The organism is Streptomyces sp. NPDC005728 (assembly GCF_040630895.1).
GTDB lineage: Bacteria > Actinomycetota > Actinomycetes > Streptomycetales > Streptomycetaceae > Streptomyces.
The window spans coordinates 51,491-75,406 of record NZ_JBEXYL010000041.1; the positions used below are offsets into that span (position 1 = coordinate 51,491).

Below are 23,916 nucleotides of genomic sequence, written 5' to 3' on the forward strand. Positions count from 1 at the left end.
CCTGGCGCGCGGTGTGCCGCAGGGGCACTCCGGTGACGAGGACGGGGCCAATGACACCGATCAGCCGAAGAGGCTTCGTGGGGCTCGGCGCATCCGTGGCGGCGGGAGCGGCGCTGGGCGCCGGCATCCTCCCCGAGAGCTCGGATGCGCTCGCTCTGGGAGGTACCCCCATCGCCGCCGCTGCCGACGCCGCGGCGACCGGCACGATCAGGGACGTGAAGCATGTGGTCGTCCTCATGCAGGAGAACCGCAGCTTCGACCACTACTTCGGGCGCCTGAAGGGCGTCCGCGGCTTCGACGACCGCAGCGGCATCACCCTGAGCGGCGGCTACCCGGTCTTCAACCAGCCGAACGGCACGGGCCGCCAGTACCCGTGGAAGCTCAGCGCGACCCCGGCCGCGGGCGGCGAGGACGGCGAGACCCTCGCCCAGTGCAGCGGTGACCTGCCGCACTCCTGGTCCTCGCAGCACTCCGCGTGGAACAAGGGCCGCCTCGACAACTGGGTCTCGGGTGTCGGCAACGTCCGCTCGCTCGGCTACCTGGACCGCTCCGACATCCCCTTCCACTACGCGCTCGCGGACAGCTACACGATCTGCGACGCCTATTTCTGCTCCACCCTCAGCGCGACCGGCCCCAACCGCACCTACCTGTGGAGCGGCAAGGTCGACTCCTCCAGCTACGACGGCGGCGACGAGTCGGGCCTGACCTGGCAGAACTACGCCGAGGGGCTGCAGGCCGCCGGAGTGACCTGGAAGGTCTACCAGAACGCGGCCGACAACTACGGCGACAACGGCTGCGCCTACTTCAAGAACTTCGCGAACGCCAAGGCGGGCGACCCGCTCCACGACCGGGGCATGGCCTCCGTGCCGAAGGTCATCGGCTCGACTCCGGACGACATCGCCGCCGCCATCAAGGCCGACGTCCTCGCGGGTACCCTGCCGCAGGTCTCCTGGGTGGTCCCCAACCAGGCCTTCTCCGAGCACCCGTACGCCCCGCCCGGCGACGGCGCCCACTTCGTCAGCCTGGTGTACCAGGCTCTCGCCGCGGACCAGGACGTCTTCGACTCCACCGTCCTGTTCCTCAACTACGACGAGAACGACGGCTTCTTCGACCACGTTCCGCCCCCGGCCCCGCCCGCCGGAACCGCCGGCGAGTTCCTGAACGGGGTGCCGTACGGCTTCGGCTTCCGCGTGCCGATGATCGTCGTCTCGCCCTGGACGCGCGGCGGCTGGGTCTCCTCGGAGGTCTTCGAGCACACCTCGGTGCTGCGCTTCCTGGAGACCTGGACGACGGCCCTCGGAAAGCCCGCGAACTGCCCCAACATCAGCGCCTGGCGACGCAAGGTGAGCGGCGACCTGACCGGTGTCTTCGACTTCGCCCATCCGGTCTACGGCTCCGTCGCGCTGCCCACGACGAGCGTCATCGGCAGCGACACCTGCGGCCCGCTGCCCAACCCCGTGCCGACGAACAACGCCCTGCCCGCCCAGGAGCCCGGCACCCGCCCGGCCCGCGCGCTGCCGTACCAGCCGAACGGATACCTGGACCACCTGGAGTTCGGGTCCGCCGGCAAGATCCTCGCCTGGTTCACGATGACCAACCAGGGCGGCCCGGCGGCCCGGGCGGCGCACTTCTCGCTGCACCCCAACGCCTACCGCGACACCACGCCTTGGCAGTACACCGTCGACGCGGGCGGCACCGCCTCCGACTACTTCAACATCGGAACGGGCTTCGGCTCCGGCAAGTACGACGTGAGCATGGTCGGTCCCAACCGGTTCCTCCGCCGTTTCCAGGGCGACGCCACCAAGGCCGGCAAGTCGGCCGAGGTGAGCACCCGCTACGCGGTGGAGCCCGGCACGGGCAAGCTGGCCGTCTACTTCAAGATGACCAACTCGGGTGCGTCGTCGGTGAAGTTCACCATCGCCTCGAACCACTACCGCACCGACGGCCCCTGGACCTACAACGTCGCCGCGGGTGCCTCGACGGAGGACTACTTCAATGCCGTCGCGTACCAGAACGGCTGGTACGACTTCACGGTGACCGTCGACTCCGACGCGACCTGGTCGCGCCGCTTCACCGGACACCTGGAGACGGGCGCCGGCAGCGTCAGCGGCTGACCCGGGCGTACAGGTCCGGGCGCGGTGCGAGCTCGACGGCCGTGCGGCCGCCGCTCTCCAGCGCCCGGACCCCCGCCTCGGCGACGACCGAGGCCGCGTAGCCGTCCCAGACGCTCGCGCCGGTGACCTCACCGCGCCGGGTGGCGTCGACCCACGCCTGCACCTCGCGGTCGTAGGCGTCGGCGAAGCGGACGAGGTAGTCCTGCGCCACCTCCTCGGCGGCGCTGCCCCGGGAGGTGACCACCATGGTGTGCCCGTCGCCGATCCGGGCGCTGCCCGCCTCGCACACGGCCTCGCAGCGCACCTGGTAGCCGAAGCCGCAGTTGACGAAGACCTCCACGTCGACGAGCGCGCCGTGCTCGGTCTCGAACAGCACGAACTGCGGATCGACCAGGCCCTCGGGTGCGTCCGCCGAGGACGCCGGACGCAGCACGGTGACCGCCGTCAGCTCCTGCCCGAGCAGCCAGCGGGCCGCGTCGATCTCGTGCGAGACGGAGCTGTTGATCAGCATGGCGCTGGTGAAGTGGTCGGGGGACGAGACGTTGCGGTGGGTGCAGTGCAGCATCAGGGGGCGGCCCAGGCTGCCGCCGTCCAGCAGCGACTTCAGCCGCAGGTACTCCGTGTCGTAGCGCCGCATGAAGCCGATCTGCGCCAGCCGGTGGCCGAGCCGCGCCTCCGCCTCCACCACCCGCAGCGCACCTGTGGACTCCGGCACCATGGGCTTCTCGCACAGCACGGGCAGGCCCCGGTCGAACGCCGCGAGCAGCGCCTCCTCGTGCGCGGGGCCGGGGGAGGCGATCAGGACGGCCGCCACGCCCGGCGCGTCCAGCACGGCCAGCGGGTCCGTGTGCACGGTGACGCCGTCCAGGCCGGCCACAGCCTCCTTCGCGCGCTCGCCGTCGGGGTCGGCCACGGCGGCCACCCTGGCGCCGCTCACCACCTGGCCGAGGCGTCGTATGTGGTCGGCTCCCATGTGTCCGGCACCCAGTACGGCCACACCCAGCAGGTCACCCATGTGCGCGCTCCCTTACGCCGACGATCACGCCGTAGCGTACGCCGCGAAGGGAGCGCTGCCCGGAGGGTGCTTCAGTACCGCAGCACCCCCGCGATGCCGTTCGCGTCGCCCAGTGTGCCGTCCGGGACGAAGCGCACGTCGGCGCCGGTCTCCAGACACTGCTCGACGATCTCGTCCACGATGTCGTCACGGGCGTCCAGGTCGCCTGCCTCGGCCGGGACGAGGTGGTCGCCGTCGTCACGGACGGTCGTGCGGTAGTTCTCCTCGACGGCGAGGAGCCGGACGCGGCCGTCCCGGGCGTTCTGCCACAGCTCGTCCACCCCGGCCGCGAAGGCCTTGTGCCCGCGGGCCGAGGTGAGTTCCCTGACGACGGACGTGGCGTCGTTGCGGGCCTCCGCCTCCAGGACCGGCCTGAGGGCCTGCCACACGGCGTCCGGGCCGGCGTGCGCGAGGCCCCCGCGCGGGACCTGCACGGCGGACTTGGCGATGCTGCCGACCTCGTCCAGCAGGGACAGTGCCGCCTGCTCGCCGGTGATGTACAGCGGGCGGGGCTGATCGCGCAGGACCGTGCTCATGGCGGTGTCCGCCTCGCGCAGGTACTGGCGCGTGCCCTCGTCACGGAAGGTGCTGGGCTGGTCGCCGATCTGCATCAGCCGCTCGGCGTCGAAGTTCTCCCGGATGTGGATCAGGGGGAAGCCGCCGGAGTGGTCCTCGACGACCCGGTCGGGGCCGCCGCTCCAGAGGGTGATGCGGTCGGCGGCGAGCGACAGCACCCAGAAGGGCCGCTCGGCGGCCTGGGCCGAGACCAGATTGCGGGTGAGGAAGGTGTCCGAGAACACCACCCGTTCGGGGACCGTGCGGGCCAGCGACCAGACCTGGTGCTCGCCCGGCGCTGCGAAGATCACCAGGCCGTCCTCGGCGTGCGCCAGGTCCACTTCCGCCAGGGCGCGGTCGAGCTGTGCCACGACCTCGGCGCGCCGCTCCCGGCTGACGGCGGGGTCGGATTCCAGCCGCTTCCTGGCCTCGGCCACCACATTGCGCAGCCGGACCGGATCCTGGCCGTTCTCGGGTTCGCGGCGGTGCGTCGGCGTCAGCACGGACACTGCCGGGTAAGGACGCGGGCGCCGCAGTTCGGCGAGGGTTGCGGGACTCAGTGCGTGCTCCATGACAGCACGATAGGGCGGATTCACGTGTCCGGCATTCGGGGTGATCGCCTGATATTTCCTGACTCTCGGTAGTGAGGTGAACACGGTGTGTGACGAATGCCACGAGGGAACACGCCGACCGTACGTGCGCAGCTGGTTCATGTGTTCGTCACGGATGGTCAGCTGAACGAACTCACTTGGATACGAAGCGTTTACGCCCGCCCGGCGTCTCGATCAAACAGATCTTGCTATGGTCCTACCCACCGGTAGCAGACTGCTGCGGGGGGATCACGAGGAGCCGTCCGACCCACGGTTCCCTGTGCGAGGGGTCGAGTCCAACGACCCGGCAACGAGGCCGGGTTGACGCCGACTCCGTGCGTCCGAGCAACAGACGCCCGAACTCCCGTTTACTCGCCACCCATTCAGACAGGTGAAGACTCGTCCTATGGCACGTTCCCTGGTCGAACTGCTGACCTCGCACGCCTCGAACCATCCGGAGCGCACCGCGTACCGCCATCTCGTCACCGGTGACTGCGACGGAGAGACCCAGGAACTCACCTACGACCGGCTGGCCACCCGTTCCCGGGCCGTCGCGGCCTGGCTCCAGGAGCGCGGACTGGCCGGCTCGCGCGCCATGCTCCTGTACCCGCCCGGTCTGGAGTTCATCTGCGCCTACCTGGGCTGCCTCTCGGCCGGTGTGGTCGCCGTACCGGGCGTTCCCCCGCAGGGTCGCTCGCAGAACCATCGCGCACTGACCCGGATGAAGCGCCTGATGGCCGACGCCGACACCAAGGTCATCCTCGGCGGCCGCGACGTCATGGCCGCGCTCGACGGCATGGCCGAGAACCTGCCCGAACTCGACGGGATCGCCCGCGTCGCCACCGAGGACATACCCGACGACGCGGCGGCCGCCTGGCGCACACCCGAACTCACCGCGGACTCCGTCGCGTTCCTCCAGTACACCTCCGGCTCCACCTCGGCCCCGCGCGGAGTCGTGGTCACCCACGGCAACCTGCTGGACAACCAGCGGGTCATCACCGAGCGCATGGGCCACACGCCCGAGGCGATCGCCGCACACGACCAGGAGCTGTTCGTCAGCTGGCTGCCCGTCTACCACGACATGGGGCTCATCGGCCCGGTCCTGAACACCGTGTACCTCGGCGCCACCGCGACCCTGTTCTCGCCCCTGCACTTCCTCCAGCAGCCGGCCCGCTGGCTCACCGCGGTCAGCCGCTTCCGCCCGCACACCAGCGGCGCTCCCAACTTCGCCTACGAGCTGTGTCTGAAGCACGCCGGCCCGGACCTGATCGACAGCCTCGACCTCAGCTCGTGGAAGGTCGCCTTCAACGGCGCCGAGCCCGTGCGCGCGGCCACCCTGCGCCGCTTCGCCGGCACGTTCGCCCCCGCGGGATTCCGCCGCGAGGCCCTCTACCCCTGCTACGGCCTGGCCGAGGCCACCCTGATGGTCACCGGCGGCACCGTGGCCACCCCGCCGACGCTGCTCGCCGCCGCCGACGGCGCCCCGAACGCCGGCGAGGCCGATGCGGCCGCCGTCGGCTGCGGCCGGCCCGGCCCGGGAGTGACCGTGGCCATCGTCCATCCCGAGTGGCAGGAGGAACTGCCCGAGGGCGAGGTCGGCGAGATCTGGGTGGGCGGAGCGAGCGTGGCCAAGGGCTACTGGCGCAACACCCTCGCCACCCGCGAGACCTTCCGCGCCCAGCTCCCCGGCCGCGAGGGCCGGTTCCTGCGCACCGGCGACCTCGGCTTCCAGCGGAACGGCGAGCTGTTCGTCACCGGCCGCCTGAAGGACCTCATCGTCATCGACGGCCGCAACCACTACCCGCAGGACCTGGAGCTGACCGCCGAGCTCACCCACCCGGCCCTGCGCCCCGGCTGCACCGCCGCGTTCTCCGTGGACAGCGCAGCGGACGGCGAACAGCCTGTCCTCGTCGCCGAGATCGCCCCGGACACCGCCGGCGAGTCCGAGAAGATCACCGACCTGATCCGCAGCGCGGTCGGGGAGGCCCACGGCCTGTCCCTGCGCGACGTCGTCCTGGTCCAGCCCGGCACCATCCCCAAGACCTCCAGCGGGAAGATCCAGCGCCGTGCCACCCGGACGGCGTACCTCGACGGCACCCTCTCCGTGGTGACCGCGCCCGCCGTGGCCTGACCCCGCCCGCCTCCGGCGCGCCCGCCCGCGCCGGAGGCCCCGCCGGCCTTCCGGTCACCGCGTACGGCGCCCCCTGCGGGCCGTACGCCCACTCCGCCGTGCCCGTACCCGTCGTACGACACGGACATCCAGCCTGAGCCCGAGTTCACGAGGACACCTGCCCAGATGCCTGCGAACGAGATCCCGAAGCCGACCCCCGAGCCGTCCCTGACGACCTCCGAGGGTGTCAGGGCCTGGCTGGCATCGGCCGTAGCCGAGGCGGCCGACACCGACCCGGCGCACGTCGACCCGCACCGGCCGCTCGCCGAATTCGGCCTAGGCTCACGCCAGTTGGTGACCCTGGTCGCCGAACTGGGCACACTGACCGGCCGCCCCCTCGAGCCGTCCCTCGTCTTCAACCACCCCACGATCGCCGCCGTCGCCCACGCCGTCTTCGAACAGCCCCGGGCGCAGACGCCGTCACCCCGTCCGTCCGCGGCGCCGGCCGGCCCCGGCGACGACGTCGCGATCATCTCCATGGCGTGCCGCTTCCCCGGCGGCGCCGACGACCCCGAGGCCCTGTGGCGGCTGCTCGCCACCGGCGAGGACGCCGTCTCCGAGGTGCCGGCGGGCCGTTGGGACACGCACGGTCTGTACGACCCCGACCCCGAGGCCACCGGAAAGGCCTACACCCTGCGCGGCGGCTTCCTCGACGGCGGCATCGACCGATTCGACGCGGCCTTCTTCGGCATCTCCCCGCGCGAGGCCGCCGCCATGGACCCCCAGCAGCGGCTGCTCCTGCAGACCGCCTGGGAGGCGATCGAGCGCGCCGGAATCCTCCCGGAGTCCCTGAACGGCACCTCCACCGGCGTCTATCTCGGCCTGTACGACAGCGGCTACCTCGCCGCGGCACCACTCGCGCAACTCGACGGACACGTCGGCACCGGCTCGGCGGCCAGCGTGGCCTCCGGACGCATCGCCTACACCCTCGGCCTGCAGGGGCCGGCGGTCACCGTCGACACCGCCTGCTCGTCCTCGCTGGTCGCCCTGCACCTGGCGGCGCGCGCCCTGGTGAGCGGGGAGTGCGATCTCGCCCTGACCGGCGGAGCCACGCTGCTGATCACGCCGCGCGGGCACGTCGAGTTCAGCAGGCTGCGCGGGCTGTCCCCGTCCGGGCGGTGCAGCCCGTTCTCCGCCGACGCGGACGGTGTCGTCTGGGCCGAGGGCTGCGGTCTCGTCCTGCTCAAGCGGCTCGCGGACGCACGCCGGGACGGCGACCACATCCTGGCCGTCGTCAAGGGCTCGGCGATCAACCAGGACGGCCGCAGCCAGGGCCTGAGCGCACCCAACGGCCCGGCACAGGAACGGGTCCTGCGCGCCGCCCTGGACGCGGCCGGGCTCACCCCGCACGACCTCGACCACGTCGAGGCCCACGGCACCGGGACCCGCCTCGGCGACCCCATCGAACTCCGGGCCCTGGCCGACGTGTTCGGCCCGGACCGCCCCGCCGACCGCCCCCTCGGCATCGGCTCCCTGAAGTCCAACATCGGCCACACCCAGGCGGCCGCGGGCATCGGCGGCGTCATCAAGACCGTCCTGGCGCTCGGCCATGAGCACATACCCGAGTCCCTGCACGCCGAGCACCTCACCGACCACATCGACTGGACCGGCAGCGGGCTGCGCGTGCACAGCGCCGGACAGGCCTGGCCGCGCACCGGGGGCAGGGTGCGCCGGGCCGGCGTCAGCGCCTTCGGGATCAGCGGCACCAACGCCCACGTGGTCCTGGAGGAAGCGCCGGAACCCCCGGCGGTCCTGGAGGAGGCGCCGGAACCCCCCGTCGCCGACACCCCCGCCGAGCGGTCCGCCCCCACCCTCTACCCCCTCTCCGCCCGCAGCCTCCCCGCCCTCCACGGCCAGGCCGCCCGGCTGCTCGACGCTCTCGAGACACACCCGCAGCTGCCGCTCCCCGAGGTCGCAGCGACCCTCGCCCACCACCGCACCCACTTCGACCACCGAGCCGTCGTCCAGGCGTCCGACCGCGTCCGGCTCCTCGACGCCCTGCGCGCCCTCGCCGACGGCCACCCCGACGCCGACGCCACCGTGGGCCCCGGACAGAGCGCCCCCGCCGGAAAGCTGGCCTTCGTCTTCCCCGGGCAGGGCAGCCAGTGGGCCGGGATGGCCCGCGACCTGCTGGACCGTGACCCCGTCTTCGCCGACGAACTGGACCGCTGCGACGCGGCCCTGCGCCCGTTCACCGAGTGGTCCGTGGCGGCCGTGCTGCGCGGCGACGCCGGCGCCCCGTCCCTGGACCGCGTGGACGTCGTCCAGCCCGCCCTGTTCGCCGTGATGGTGTCGCTGGCCGCCGTGTGGCGGGCCCGGGGCGTGCGCCCCGACGCCGTGATCGGGCACAGCCAGGGCGAGGTCGCCGCGGCCTGCGTGGCCGGCGCGCTCAGCCTCAACGACGCCGCAGCCGTGGTCGCCCTGCGCAGCCAGGCGCTGACCGACCTGTCCGGCACCGGCACCATGGCCGTGATCGCCCTGCCCCACAGCGAGGTGGAGGCCTTCCTCGGCGAAGGCGTCTCGGTCGCCGCCGTCAACAGCGGCCGCGCCACCGTGGTCGCAGGTGCCGTCGAACCGGTCGAAGAGCTGCTCGCCGGCCTCGAAGCGCGCCAGGTGTTCGTCCGCCGCCTCGACGTCGACTACGCCTCCCACAGCGACCGGGTCGAACCGGTCCGCGACCGCATCCTCGACGAACTCGACGGCGTCACCACGTACCCGACGGACATCGCCTGGTACTCCACGGTCACCGGCGAACCGGTCACCGCGGAACTGGAGGCCGGCTACTGGTACACCAACCTCCGCGAGGCCGTCCGCTTCGCACCCGCCGTCGAGCGCATGCTCGCCGACGGCTACCGCCACTTCGTCGAGCTCAGCCCCCATCCCGCGCTGCTCACCGCGCTGCGCACCATCGGCGAGGACACGGGCCACGACCTGACCACCGTCGGCTCGCTGGGCCGCGACGAGGACGGCCCCGGCCGCCTGGACCGCGCCGCCGCCGAACTCCACGTCCACGGACGGCGGGTCGACTGGCGCCGCCTGGTTCCGGCCGGCGACATCGCCGACCTGCCGACCTACGCGTGGGACCCGCAGCGCCACTGGATCGAACCGGAGACCGGCGCCGGCGGCCCCGCCCTGTTCGACCGTGCCGCGCACCCGCTCCTCGGCATCCAGCTCCAGTCCGCCGACGAGACCCGCTGGACCTTCCGCAACGAATGGTCCCCGGCCACCGCCGACTGGCTGCCCGACCACAAAGTCTTCGGCCGCACCGTGGTCTCCGGCACCACGCTGACGGAGCTGTGCCGCGCCGCGCTCGCCACGGCCCGCCCGGACGACCCGGCCGACGTCACCGACCTGCTCCTGCTCAGCCCCCTCGTCCTGCCCGGCTCCGGCACGGTCGAGGTCTCCGTGGAGGTCGGCACCGCCGGCCCCCTGCCCGAGATCACCGTGCACAGCCGCCCGCGCGGCCAGGACACCCCCGGCTGGACCCTGCACGCCACCGCCTCGGCCACCGGATCGGCTCCGCTCGCCACAGGCCTTCCCCCTCAGTGGCCCGACACCGCCGAAGAAGCCTGGACCGCGCAGACGTACGACCGCCTGGCCGCCCTCGGCCTCGGCTACGGGCCCGCCTTCCAGGCCGTACGGTCGGCGGTCACGACCGGCGACGGAGAAATCCTCGCCCGCCTCTCGCTGCCCTCCTCCGCCCGGGACGTGGCCGACCCGTACCCGGTGCACCCGGCCCTGCTGGACGCCGCCCTCCATGTGACCGCCGCCCTCGGCCTTTCCGACGGACGCGCTCTGCTCCCCGTCGCCGTGGGCCGCTGCACCCTGCCGCCCGGCGGCACGGGCGACCTGACCGCGCTGGTCCGGCGCACCGGCGCCTCCGCCACGGATCTCACCCTGGACATCACCCTGTGGGACGCCGACGGACTGCCCGCAGGACGTCTGGAGGCGGTACGCCTGCGCGCCGCCGACCCGGCCGACCTCGACGCAGGCTCGGAGAACGCGCGGCATCTGTACGAGCTGGCCTGGACGGCCGTCACCGAGGAGCCGCCCGCCGCCGCACAGGACCTCACCTGGGCCGTGGCCGGCGACCCGGCCGACCCGCGGGCCGAGGCCGCCCTGCACGCCCTGGAGCGCCGCGAGACGGGCGCCGACGTCGTCGTACGCTTCTGGCCGCGCACCACGCTCGACGAGGAACCGACGGCAACCGCCCACGAGCTGGCGGCCACCGCGCTCGCCGAGCTGCAGCGGCTCCTCGCGCTCCCCGACGCCGAGACGCCCGCCCGGACCGTGTGGGTGACCCGTGGAGCGGTCGCCGTCGCCGACGGCGACGCGGTACCCGGGTACGCCCAGTCGGTGCTGTGGGGCCTGGCCCGCAGCGCTCGCGCCGAACACCCGGACCTCGGGCTGACCCTGCTCGACCTCGACGACAGCGACCCCGCGTCCGCGCTCCGGGCGGCCGCTGCAGGACTGGGAGACGAGCCCGAACTCGCCCTCCGCGAAGGCAAGTTGTATGCGCCCAGGCTGGTGCGCGCCCGGCCCGTGAACGCTCCGCACGTTCCGGCGGAGGGCCAGGACGAGCACCGCGGGGCAGAGGCCGTCCCCACGGACGGAACCGTCCTGATCACCGGCGGCCTGGGAGCCGTCGGCCGGCACATCGGCCGCCTCCTCGCCGAACGAGGCGTCCCCCGGCTCCTGCTGACGGCCCGCAGAGGTGCCGAAGACCCCCGCGCGACCGGCACGGTCGCCGAACTGGCCGCGCTCGGCGCCGCGGCCGAGGTCGTCGCGTGCGACGTCACCGACCCGGACGACGTCGCCGACGCACTCGCCCGGGCCGGCGAGGAACTGCCCCTGCGCGGTGTCGTGCACTGCGCCGGGATCCTCGACGACGGGGTGGTGGCCGAGCTGACGCCCGAGCGGCTGGCCAGGGTGCTGCGGCCCAAGGTCGACGGGGCCCTCCATCTGCACCGGCTCACCGCCGACACCCCGCCGGACCTGTTCCTGCTGGTGTCGTCGGCCGCCGGTGTCGTCGGCAACGCCGGCCAGGGCAACTACGCCGCCGCCAACGCCTTCCTCGACCAACTCGCCCACCACCGGCGGGCCCTCGGCCTGCCCGGAAGCTCCGTCTCCTTCGGCGCCTGGGCCGGTGAGGGACTGGCCGCCGCCCACGCCGACCTGGACCGCATGGCCCGGCTCGGGCACCGCGCCCTCACCCCGGACCAGGGCCGCGACCTCGTGGCCCTGAGCCTGCGGCGAGGCGCCCCGCACCTCGTCGCCTGGGCCCTCGACCTGCCCCGCCTGCGCGCGTCGGGCGCCGCCGGCACCACCGTGTGGCGCTCGCTGCTGCCCCCGGCGCGCACCGGCACCGGCGCGGGCGACGCCCTCGCCGACCGCCTGGCCCGGCTGCCCGGGTCCGAGCGGGCCGAGCGCGTCCTGGCCCTGGTCCGTGACGAGGCCTCCCGCGCCCTCGGCCTGCGCTCCGCCGAGTCCGTGCGCCCCGACCAGCCGCTGCGCGACCTCGGCATGGACTCCGTCACCGCCGTCGAACTGCGCAACCGCATCGGCACCCGGCTCGGCACCCGCCTGCCCGCCACCCTCCTCTTCGACCACCCCACCGCCGACCGGCTGGCCGAGTACCTGCTGGCCAACGTGCTGGGTCGTACGTCACGCAAGGTCCAGCGGCCCCACACGACCCTGCCCGCCACCGACGAACCGATCGCCGTCGTGGCCATGGCCTGCCGGCTCCCCGGCGGAGTGAGCGACCCGGACGGGCTGTGGCGGCTGGTCGCCGACGGCCGGGACGCGGTCGGCCCGTTCCCCGCCGGACGCTGGGACGTGGAGGCGCTCTACGACCCCGACCCGGACGCCCTCGGCAAGTCCTACGCCCGCGAGGGCGGCTTCCTGGACGACATCGAGTCCTTCGACGCGGGCTTCTTCGGCATCACCCCGAAGGAGGCCGCCGCCATGGACCCCCAGCAGCGGCTGCTGCTGGAGACCGCCTGGGAGGCGCTGGAGCGCGCCGGAATCGTGCCCGCCCGGCTCGCGGGCAGCACCACCGGCGTGTACGTCGGCATGTTCGGCAGCGACTACCTGGCCGGCTCCCGCCTGGACCAGCTCGACGGCTACGTCGGCACCGGCTCGGCGCTCAGCGTCGCCTCCGGCCGGCTGGCCTACGCGCTCGGCCTGCACGGCCCGGCCCTGACCGTGGACACGGCCTGCTCGTCCTCGCTGGTGGCGACGCACCTCGCGGCCCAGGCGCTGCGCGCAGGGGAGTGCGACCTGGCCCTGGCCGGCGGGGTGACACTGATGGTGACCCCGCAGACCTTCGTGGAGTTCAGCCGCCTTCGCGGCCTGTCCCCGACCGGCCGCTGCCGCTCCTTCTCCGACGACGCCGACGGCGCGATCTGGGCCGAGGGCGCCGGCATGCTCGTCCTCAAGCGGCTGAGCGACGCCGAGCGGGACGGCGACGAGGTGCTGGCCGTGCTGCGCGGCACGGCCGTCAACCAGGACGGCCGCAGCCAGGGCCTGTCCGCACCCAACGGCCCGGCCCAGGAACAGGTGATCCGACGCGCGCTGGAACTGTCCGGGCTGGCACCCGCCGACATCGACCACATCGAGGCACACGGCACCGGCACCACCCTCGGCGACCCCATCGAGGCCAACGCCCTGACCGAGGTCTTCGCCGGCTCCCGCCCCCAGGACCGCCCGCTGTACCTGGGCTCGCTGAAATCCAACATCGGCCATGTGCAGGCCGCTTCGGGCGTCGCCGGACTGATCAAGGTCGTGCAGTCGCTGCGCCACCAGACCCTGCCGCCCACCCTGCACGCCGACACGCCGAGCCGGCACGTCGAGTGGGACGGCAGCGGACTCGCTCTGCTCCAGGAGCCGGTCGCCTGGCCGGCCACGCCGGAGCGGGTGCGGCGGGCCGGGGTCAGCGCCTTCGGCATCAGCGGGACCAACGCCCACGTCATTGTCGAGGAAGCCCCGGCCAGGCCCGTCCAGGACGTTCAACTCCCGGACGGCAAGCGGCTGTTCGTGCTCTCCGGACGCAGTGAGGCCGGGCTGCGCGGCCAGGCGGCCCGGCTGGCCCGCCACGTCACGGTCGACACCGCACTCCCCGACGTCGCCCACACCCTGGCCCGGCACCGCAGCCACTTCGAGTGGCGCACCGCGGTCGTCGCGGGAGACCGCGAGGAACTGCTGTCCTCCCTCAAGGCCCTGGACAGCGGACGCAAGCCCGTGCCCGCGCCCCGCGAGGACCAGACGGGCAAGGTCGCCTTCGTGTTCGCCGGGCACGGCGGCCAGTGGGCCGGCATGGGCCTGGAACTGCTGTCCCAGTCGGAGGCCTTCCGGGACGAGCTGACCCGGATCGACGCCGCCGTCCAGCGGCACGCCGACTGGTCGGTGCTCAACGTGCTGCGCGCACCCGAGGAGTTCTCACCGCTCGACCGCACCGAATACCTCCAGCCGGTGCTGTTCGCCGTCAACGCGGCCCTGGCCGCGGCCTGGCGGGAACTCGGCGTCACCCCGGACGCCGTCGTCGGCCACAGCCTCGGCGAGATCGCCGCCGCGTACAGCGCGGGCGCCCTCACCCTGGACGAGGCCGTGACCGCCGTCACCGGGCGGGCCGCGGCGGTCGTCCCGCTCGTCGGCCACGGCGGCATGCTCGCCGTGGAACTGCCGCTCACGGACGTCGAGGACCTGCTGGAGCCCTACGCCGGCCGGTTGTTCGTCGGAGCCGTCAACAGCCCCGGCGCCACCGCCGTCTCCGGCGAGGCCGAGGCGCTGACGGAGCTGCGCGGCCGACTGGAGGAGCGCGGCGTCCCCACCCGCGTCCTGTCGACGCCGTTCGCCTCGCACACCCCGCTCATGGAACCCCTGCGCGCCGGGCTTCTGGACCGCTTCTCCGGCATCCGGGGCACCCGCACACCGACCCCGCTCTACTCGTCGGTGCTCGCCGCACCCGTTGCCGGGGACGAGCTGGACGCCGGCTACTGGTTCGACAACCTGAGCCGACCGGTCCGTTTCGCCGACACCATCCGGCGGATGCTGGACGACGGCTACCGCTACTTCGTGGAACTCAGCCCGCACCCCTCGCTCACCTCGGCGATCGAGGCCGTCGCGGCCGAGGCCGGGATCGACGCGACCGGCATCGGCTCCCTGCGCCGCGGCAGGGACGCGCACGACGTCCTGCTCGGCCGCCTGGGGGAGCTGTACACGGCCGGGCACACGCCCGACTGGACGGCGCTCTTCCCGCACGACCGCCGCGCCGACCTGCCCACCTACGCCTTCGCCCGCGAACGGCACTGGCTCGCCCCCGTCCAGGCCACCGCCACCGGCGGCTCACCGCTCCTCGGCACCCACGTCCAGGCCAGCGACGAACCCGGCCGGGACCTCTTCCAGAGCGAGATCGACCTCAACGACAGCCGCTTCGCCTACCTCACCGACCACCAGGTCACGGGTGAGGTGTGGCTGCCGGGCGCCGCCCTCCTCGACATGGTCCTGGAGGCCGCGACCGCACTCGCGGACAGCGACGAGGTGCACCTGGCCGACGTCCGGTTCGTCCAGCCGCTGCGCCTGGACGCCGACCGGCCCGTACGGCTCCAGCTCGTGCTGCGTCCCGCGGAGAACGGCTCCCGGGACTTCACCCTCGCCTCGGCACCCGCCGGACAGCGGCAGCCGCGCTGGGAGCAGCACGCGACCGGACGCCTCGCCCTCACCCCCGAACCGGTGGCCGACAGCGGCCCGGACCTCGCCGCCCTGCGCGAGCGCTGCACCGAGCCGGTCGACCTGTCCGCCGTCTACGCCGGCCTCGCCGCCCTCGGCATCGACTACGGCCCCGCCTTCCGGGGCCTGGAGCAGGGCCACCGGGACGGCGGCACGGCAGCGGTGGCCCGCCTGGCCGCCCGGCCCGCCGCCGGTCACCTCCTGCACCCCGCCACGCTCGACGCCTCCTTCCACACGGCCGCCCTGCCCGCGGCCGCCCCCCAAGGAAGGGCGTTCGTGCCCGCCGGCGCCGGACGCCTGCGCTTCACCGGCCTGCGCGCCGCCCCCGCCTGGGTGAGCTGCGACCTGCGCTCGGTGGAGGGCGACACCGCCGTCCTCGATCTGCGCCTGTGGGACGAGAACGGCCAACTCGTCCTCGCGGCCGACGAGTTCCGGCTCGCCGCGCTCTCCCCGCTGGACGGAGCCCTCTTCGAGACCCGCTGGCAGCCCCGTCCCGCAGCACAGGAGCCGCCGGCCGAGGGCAGCTGGCTCGTCCTCGCCGACGAGACCGGCGTGGCCGACGAACTGGCCCACCGCCTCGACGGAGCGGCCCCTTACGTCCTCGCGCGCCGGGGCACCGCCTACGGCACCGAGGGCCCCGGCCGCTACGTCCTCGACCCGGCCGACCCGGTCCAACTGGCCCGGCTGCTGGACGAGGCCTTCGCGGACGCGCCGCCCGAACGGGTGGTCCAGCTGTCCGCGCTCGACGCTCCGCCGGTCGCCGACGAGAGCAGCGCCGAGGAGGCCGCCCGGCTCTGCTGCCTGACCACCCTGCACCTGGTCCGGGCCCTCGCCGACCGCGAGCGGCCGCAGGGCAGGACATCGCGCCTGTTCGTCGTCGTACGCGGCAGCCAGGCCGCCGGTGACAGCACCGCGGTGACGCAGCCGCAGCAGGCCCTCGCCTGGGGCTTCGGACTCGCCGTGGCCCAGGAACACCCGGAACTCGCCACCACGCTGGTCGACCTGCCCGCCGACGGCGGCACCGAGGAGTTGTGGACGCAGCTGCGGCACGCCGACGACGAACGCCTCGTCGCCCTGCGCGACACCGGCCGCCTCGTCCCGCGCCTGGCCCGGACCCGCCCCGACGACGGCGGCCACCCCGGGCAGCCGGACGGCGTGCACCTCATCACCGGTGGCCTGGGCGGCCTCGGCCGGGTCGTCGCCGAGCGACTGGTCCGCCGGGGCGCCCGGCAACTCGCCCTGCTGAGCCGCGGCACGCCCGACCAGGCCGCCACCACCTGGATCCAGGGCCTGGAGGAGCGCGGGGTCACCGTGCACCTCGCCCGCGCCGACGTCGCCGACCGCGCCGGACTCGCCGCCGCCCTGGACGCCGTACGCCGTGAGGGCGGCCCCGTCACCACCGTGGTGCACGCCGCCGGTGTCCTCGACGACGCCACCCTGGCCAACCTCACCGACGAGCGCGTCCGGCGGGTCCTCGCGCCCAAGGTGCTCGGCACCGCCCTGCTCACCGAACTGGTCCCGGAGGCCGGGAACCTGGTCCTGTTCGCCTCGGCCGCCGGTCTGCTGGGCTCGGCCGGACAGAGCCCGTACTCGGCGGCGAACGCCTTCCTCGACGCCTGGGCGCACCATCTCTCCCGGGCCGGCCGGCGGGCGCTGAGCCTGGACTGGGGCGCCTGGGCGGGCGTCGGCATGGTCGCCGGGTCCGGCACCCGGGCCGCCGAGACCAGCCGCTCGGGCCTGGTCGCCCTCTCCCCGCAGGACGGCGGCGAACTGTTCGAACGGGTGCTGACCACCGCCCGCCGCCAGCTCGCCCCGATCGCCCTCGACTGGGAGCTGCTCGGCCTCGACCCGGACGCGGCGCGCACCCGCCCGCTGCTCGCCGACCTGGTGACCGCCCCGGCCGGCCGCGGGGACGGCGACGACCTCGTGAAGAAGGTGTTCGCGGCCGCCACCGAGCAGGAGCGCACCGAGTGGCTCGAGACCTATGTGCGGGCCCGCGTCGGCGAGGTATCCGGCGGTGCGGTGGACGTGTTCGCGACCACGGCCCTGAAGGAACTCGGCCTGGACTCGCTGATGCTGGTCCGGCTGCGCAACGCCTTCGCCCGCGAGCTGGGGGTCGAGCTGCCAGCGGCCGACATGTTCTCCGCCGCCGACATCCGCGGCCTCGCCCGCGCCCTCGCCGACGGCCTGCCCGAGCGCGCCGCACCGGCCGAGCGCCCCGTACCGGCCGAGCGCGCAGCCGCGCAGGACGTGCCCGGGACCGCACTGCGGCCCGCAACCCGAGACGTCGTACGACTCCTGCGCAGCGCCCACCCGGACATGCCCCACGCCGCACACGGTGTGGGCCTCGCAGTCCGGCTCGGCACACCGACGACCCGCGCGGCCCTCACCGGCATCATCGACCGGCTCGCCGCCCGGCACGCCGCCCTGCGCACGGCCGTCGTGACCGGCGACGAGGGCGGACGGCAGCTGCGCGTGGACCGGCAGCCGCCCGCGCCGCTGCTGCGCTGGACCGAGGCATCGGAGGAGACCGACGCCGGCGAGCGGCTGCGGCTGCTCCTGGAGCCGCCGTTCGACCTGGCCGTCCCGCCGCTGTGGCGGTTCGAACTCGTCGACGGCGACCCGCGCGGCCAGATCCTGCTGTTCGGCGCCCACCACGTGGTCAGCGACCTCCAGTCCCTGCTGCTGGTGGCCGCGGAGATCGACGCCGAACTGTCCGGCACCCCACTGGACGGCACCGTCACCAACCGGGACATCGACCTGCTGATCGAGGCCCAACAAGGCGGCGGCGACGGTCCCGGCGCCGACTGGCAGGAGGCCTTCCAGGGCAGCGAACGGCTCGATCTGACCCTCGCCCGGTCGCGCCCCGACGTCCGCTCCTACCGCTCCGGAAGCGTCACCGTGACCGTCCCCGACGGGCTCATGGAGCGGGTGTCGGCCGCCGCGAGCACGCTGGCCGTCACCCCCGCCGCGTTCTGCCTCGGCACCCTCACCGTGCTGCTGGCCAGGAAGCGGGAGCGGGAACGGTTCGCGCTCGCCGTGCCCGTGGACACCCGCATCCACGCCGACGCGTACGGCGCGGTGGGCTTCTTCGGCGTCCCCGTGCCCTTCCCCGCACAGGCGGCGGCGGGGGAGCGGGTCGCGGACGTGCTCGTCCGCACCGACCAGCGCCTGCAGCGGATCCTGACGAAGGGCGCCATGTTCTCCGACGCCCTCGCCACGCTCGCCCGGCAGGGCCTGCACCGCGCCAACGCCCCGCTCGTCGAGGTGTACTTCAACTACGTCCGCTTCTCGGGCCGGTTGACCCACCTGGAGGTGCTGCCCGCCGGTGTCGGACACACCGACCTGGACCTGATGATCACCATGACCCCGGACACAGGCACCGTCCGTCTCGACCACAACCTCGACATCCTGGACGCGGCCACCGCGACCGAACTCGGCGAGGAGCTCCTGCGGTTGCTGGCGGAGACCGCCGAGGACGCGACCGCGGTCGTACGGGTGGCGAAGGGGGCTTCCGACGCGAACACAACGGCCGCACCGCAGGCGCCGGTCGAGGGGCCGCGGCTCGCCCTCGCCGCCACCTTCGCCCTCGGCAATCTGCCCCTGATGTGCGAGGCGGCGCTGGAGGACGAGCGGGCGAGCGTCGCCGAGGCGCCGTACCACCAGGTGCTGGCCGCGCTCCAGGACCCGTCCGGCGTCCTCACCGACCCGGCCACCACGGTGGGCGTCGTCCTGCTGCGCGCCGCCGACCTGGAGCGCTTCGGACCGGTGGACGACACGGCACTCGCCGAACTGCGCAGCGCCTTCCCGGCCGCGCTGAAGTCCCTCGCCGAACGCACCCGCAGGCCGCTCGTCGTCGGTGTCCTGCCGACCGCGCGGGCCGCGACCCGCTTCCTCGACTGGGAGCGCGGGATCGCCGCCGACCTGGCCGGTCTGCCCGGCATCGCGGTGCTCGGCCCCGACGAATGGACCCGGCATCACACCGTCGAGGACCGCTTCGACGAGCGCACCGAGCGACTCGCCCACCTGCCCTTCACTCCGGCCTTCCAGGCGGCGGTCGCGCTGCGCCTGGCCGAGGTGGTGCGGGCCGTACGGCGCCCCGCGCCCAAGGTGATCGCCGTCGACGGCGACGAGACGCTGTGGGGCGGGATCGCGGGCGAGGCCGGACCGGAGGCGGTGGACCTCACCGGCCCGCGCGCCCTGCTGGCCCGCAGGCTGCTCCAGTGGCGGGACGCGGGTGCGCTGCTGGCCCTGGTCAGCAACAACGACGAGGCCACGGTCCGGGCGGTCCTCGACCGCCCCGACAGCCTGCTGAAGGCCGAGCACTTCAGCCTGGTCTCCGCCGCCTGGAACCCCAAGCCGGACCGCCTCGCCGAGGCCGCCCGGACCTTGAACCTGGGCCTGGACAGCTTCCTGTTCCTGGACGACAACCCGGCCGAGATCGCCAGGATGCGCTCCGCGCTCCCGCAGGTGTTGTCCGTGACGTGCCCGCCCGCCGCCGAACTCGAGACGTTCCTGGACCGGTTGTGGCCCCTGGTCCCGGCCGCGGCGACCGCCGAGGACTCCCTGCGGGCCCGGTTCTACGCACAGGAACGTGAGCGGGACGCTGTCCGCGAGGGCGCCGGGTTCGAGGACTTCCTCGCCCAGCTGAACCTCGAGGTCGACTTCCGCGAGCTGACGGACGCGGACGCCGAGCGGGGCGAGCAACTCGTGCGCCGCACCAACCAGTTCACCCTGCGCGCCCGGTCCGCCGACGGCGGCGACCTCGACAGGTGGCGCGAGCAGGGCGAGGTGTGGACGGCGGCCGCCCGGGACCGGTTCGGCGACTACGGCCAGATCGCCCTGCTCGCGTTCGCCGCCGACGGTGACCAACTCGACGTCCACGCCTGGCTGATGAGCTGCCGCGCCCTCGGCCGGGGCGTCGAGGAACGGCTGCTCGCCCGGCTCGCCGACCGGGCCGAGCAGCTGGGCTGCGCCAAGGTCCGGTTCACCGCGGAGCGCACCCCGCGCAACGCACCCGCCCGACGGCTGATCGCCGCGCTCGGCGGCGGCGACCCGGACGACGAACGGCTGGACGTCGTGGCCACGCCCGAACATCTGCGGGCCTTCCGCTCCTGGGAGCAGCAGTGAGGAACAAGACCGTGCACAACGCGAAGGGCTCTCATGCGTGACATGAACGAGGAGCCGGCGTACGCCGGCCGGCAGGGGACCGCCGAGTCGATCGAACGGGGCGGCGGCGGACTCGGCGTGGCCGACCTGCTGGCCAGGGTACGGGCGGCGGGCGCCGAGCCCGAGCGTGCTGCGGCCCCGGCGCCGGACCTCGAGGCCCTGGCGGCCGTCATCGCCGCCGCGGCCGGCCGTCGTCTGCCCGCCGGCCTGCCGGCGCCCGACGCCGACTTCTTCGACGCGGGCGGCACGTCCGTCGACGCGGTGGAGCTGGCCGCCGAACTGGAGGGCGAGCTGGGCATCGAGATCGACCTCGACGACGTGTTCGCGGACGCCCGCCCGGCCAGCCTTGCCCGGAGGTGGCTGCCGCTGCTCGGAGGCACGGCGGCAGAGGCACCCGCGGCCGTCACGCCCCCCGTCGTGACGTCCTCTGCCGTGGTCGTCCCGGCCCCGCCGGCCCCGCTCGCGAGCCTCGCCCCGGCCCCCGGATCGCTCCCCGTCCCCTCGCCCCGCACCCCACCCGCAGTCCTGAACAGGCCGTACCGGGACGGCGACCCCCACTCCCGGGCCCGGCAGGAGGACCTCGACCAGATCCTGGCCGATCTCGCCCTCGCCGACCGGCTGCCCTTCACCGACGTGCCCGAACCGCTGCCGCCGCGCCGCGTCCTGCTGACCGGCGCGACCGGCTTCCTCGGCAGCCACATGCTGCTCGACCTGCTGCGGCACAGCGACGCCCATGTGTACTGCCTGGTCCGCGCGGCCGACGAGGCGGCCGCGACGGCCCGGCTCGGCGCCCAGCTGCGCAGCTACAAGCTGCCGTGGTCCTCGGAGATACGCCGGCGCATCACCGTGCTCCCCGGCGACATCCGCCGCCCCCGCCTCGGCCTCACCGACGAGCAGTGGCACAGCCTCGCGCACGAACTCGACAGCATCGTCGGCGTCGCCGCCGCCGTGGACTTCCTGCGCGGCTACCACTCGCTGCGCGGCAGCAACGTCCTCGGCACGCTCACCCTCGCCGAACTCGCCGCGACCGGCCGCCCCAAGCCCCTGCACCACATCTCGTCCATCGCCGTGTTCAACGAGGTCGGCATCACCTCCATGGGCGAGGACGACCCGTTCGCCCACGTCGACCGGCTCATCTCGGGCTACGACCAGTCCAAGTGGGCCGCCGAGGTCGCCCTGCGCCGTGCCCGCGACCACGGACTCGTCGTCACCGCGCTCCGACCGGGCGGTATCGGCGGCCACACCAGGACCGGCGCGTACAACCCGCAGGACCTCAGCAGCGGCCTGATCTCCGCCTTCGGCCGCTTCCGCACCGTACCGGCGTTCCACTACCTCAACGCGGCCCCCGTGGACTGGGTCAGCCGGGTGGCGGTCGCCGCGATCTGCGAGCCCGACGCCTGGGGCTTCGACTACAACCTCACCGGCGTGCCCAACACCCTGGACGACGTCGTACGGGACATGGCCTTCGGCGGCATGCACGTGCGCGTCCAGGACTGGGACGAGTGGCGCACCGACACGCTGGCCCGCCTGGAGGCCGAGCCGGTGTCCGAACTCGCCTTCCTGGCACGGGTGTTGCAGAGCCCGACCGCACTGAAGCTGTGCGAGGCGACCCTGAAGGGTCCCGCCGCCGGCGCCGACCGCACCGACGCCCTCGTCGCCGCGCTCGGCCTCACGCCCGCCGCCCGGTACGACGCCCAGGCCCAGCTGAAGACCTTCGAGAAGCTCGCCGACGACGGCCTCGCCCGCCTCCCGCACAAGGACGACCAGCCCTATCTCTGGTTCGCCGAGACGACCGAGGGCACCGTCGGCCCGGTCGGCGCCGCCGCCGAAACCCCCTGCTCGATGGCGCTCACCCTGTCGATAGCGAGCATGTACCAGCTGGTCAAGGAGCGCAGGGTGGACGTCACCGGCGAGGTGACCTGCCCGGCGCTCCACGCCGAGCCGCTGACCGTGGACAGCGGCGACGTCTGGGTCCGTCCCGAGGAGGGCATCCCGCTCCGGCACGGCATGCGCCATCAACTCCTGCGCTACCGGCTGAAGCTGCGCGACGCGGACGGCGGTCTGTGGTGGCTGGAGGGCCGCAAGTACGCGCGGGCCCGGCGGGACCTGTGGCGGCAGACCCGCGCGCTCACCGTGGAGATCGGCCGCGAGGGCGAGGCCGCGAGCCTGCTGGGCGAGGTCGTCGTACCCGCCGACTCCTACGTCCGCGACCAGATCGACGGCATCAGGGTCGACCCGCGCCTGACCGGTCAGGAGAAGCGGGCCGCCAAGCTGACCTGGCTCGCCTGGTTCGGTGTGGAGATGGGCCGCGGCCTGCTCGCCCCGTTCGCCCGGGCCGCCGCGGACCTCCTCGACCTGCGCCGCACCCCCACCCTCACGGAGCACAACCGATGATCTTCAGGACCACCCCCTCCCGGACGGCCCGGCCGGCGCTCCGCAGGGTCCGCACCACCGCGGCCCTCCGCCCGCTGCGCCACCGCCTCGATGCGTCGCTCGTCGAGGAGATCCCGTTCCGCACGAGCGACGGCGTCCGCCTCGGCCTGACCCGTGTCGGCACCGGCGACCCGGCCCGGCCCGTCGTGCTGCTTCTGCACGGGCACACCGCCTCCGCCGACATGTTCCTGCTGCCCGAGACCCGCAACCTCGTCGACGTCCTCCTCGACGACGGCTACGAACCCTGGCTGCTGGACTGGCGGGGCAGCTGCCGGCTTCCGTACAACGAGACCGGCCGCCGGTACACGTACGACGACGTGGCGCTCTACGACATCCCCGAGGCCGTCGCGCACATCCGGCAGCGTATCGGCGAGCGCCCGCTGTTCGTCGTCGCCCACTGCATCGGCGCGCTCACCCTGTCGCTGAGCATGGCGGCCGGGCTGGTGCCGGGCCTGGCGGGCGTGGTGTCCCAGGGGGTCTTCCTGACGCCCAAGCTGGCGGGCCGGACCTCGCTGCGGATGTCCGTGGCCGGGGAACTGCTGAAGACCCGGGTCGACCACATCCCGGTCGACTTCCGCAAGGTGGGCCTGTGGTCGAAGTACACCCCGTTGTTCGCGCTGGCCTCCCGCGGGGACGGCTGCCCCGATCCGACCTGCCGGATCCTGCACCGCTCGGCCTGGGGGACGGGCGCCTCGCTCTTCGTCCACGAGAACCTGTCCGACAGCACCCACGACCGGCTCGCCGAACTCCTCGGCCCCGCCCCGCTGTGGATCCTGCCCCACCTGCGCCGGATCGAGCTGGCCCGCAGTGTCGTGCGCTGGCACGACACCGACCACCGCTACCGGGCGCTGCCGCCCAACGCGCTGGACGCGGCCGACCGCATCGACACCCCGGTGCTGCTGCTCGCCGGCAGCGAGAACGGGCTGTGGCTGGACTCGCAGAAGCTCTGCCACGAGGTGCTGGCCCGCAGACAGCCACAGCTGGACGTCTCCTACGCCGAGATCCCGGGCTACGGCCACCTGGACACCTTCCTGGGCCGGGGGGCCGCCCTCGACGTCTTCGGACACATCCTCGAATTCCTCGGCGAACGGCGGTGACGGAGGG

Annotated in this window: 7 protein-coding genes; 5 read left to right on the forward strand and 2 right to left on the reverse strand. The window is 73.9% G+C overall.

Going from position 1 to position 23,916, the window contains the following annotated elements:
* Window positions 1–50: 50 nt before the first annotated feature.
* The gene (locus tag ABZ471_RS26085; RefSeq protein WP_359069424.1) at window positions 51–2,114 is read left to right on the forward strand and encodes a phosphocholine-specific phospholipase C; all 2,064 of its coding nucleotides are present in this window, start codon (window positions 51–53) and stop codon (window positions 2,112–2,114) included.
* Here the strand turns inward: ABZ471_RS26085 and ABZ471_RS26090 are convergent.
* Complete coding sequence (locus tag ABZ471_RS26090) at window positions 2,104–3,129, reverse strand: Gfo/Idh/MocA family oxidoreductase (protein WP_359069426.1); 1,026 nt, start codon at window positions 3,127–3,129, stop codon at window positions 2,104–2,106. The two genes, ABZ471_RS26085 and ABZ471_RS26090, sit on opposite strands and share 11 nt — an antisense overlap.
* A gap of 71 nt (window positions 3,130–3,200) precedes the next feature.
* Window positions 3,201–4,295, reverse strand: coding sequence for a chemotaxis protein (locus ABZ471_RS26095; protein WP_359069427.1), 1,095 nt, complete (start codon window positions 4,293–4,295; stop codon window positions 3,201–3,203).
* 424 nt (window positions 4,296–4,719) lie between these two features.
* Between ABZ471_RS26095 and ABZ471_RS26100 the strand changes: the two genes are divergently transcribed.
* From ABZ471_RS26100 to ABZ471_RS26115, 4 genes are all read left to right on the forward strand, one after another.
* A complete protein-coding gene (locus ABZ471_RS26100) occupies window positions 4,720–6,444 on the forward strand; it encodes a fatty acyl-AMP ligase (RefSeq protein WP_359069428.1) in 1,725 nt (574 codons plus the stop codon).
* A 165-nt stretch (window positions 6,445–6,609) separates the two neighbouring features.
* Window positions 6,610–20,340, forward strand: a complete 13,731-nt coding sequence (locus tag ABZ471_RS26105) for an SDR family NAD(P)-dependent oxidoreductase (RefSeq protein ID WP_359069430.1) — start codon at window positions 6,610–6,612, stop codon at window positions 20,338–20,340.
* A 42-nt stretch (window positions 20,341–20,382) separates the two neighbouring features.
* Window positions 20,383–22,773, forward strand: a complete 2,391-nt coding sequence (locus ABZ471_RS26110) for a thioester reductase domain-containing protein (protein ID WP_359069432.1) — start codon at window positions 20,383–20,385, stop codon at window positions 22,771–22,773.
* The gene (locus ABZ471_RS26115; RefSeq protein WP_359069434.1) at window positions 22,770–23,909 is read left to right on the forward strand and encodes an alpha/beta fold hydrolase; all 1,140 of its coding nucleotides are present in this window, start codon (window positions 22,770–22,772) and stop codon (window positions 23,907–23,909) included. Before ABZ471_RS26110 ends, ABZ471_RS26115 begins: the two co-directional genes overlap by 4 nt.
* Window positions 23,910–23,916: the final 7 nt, after the last annotated feature.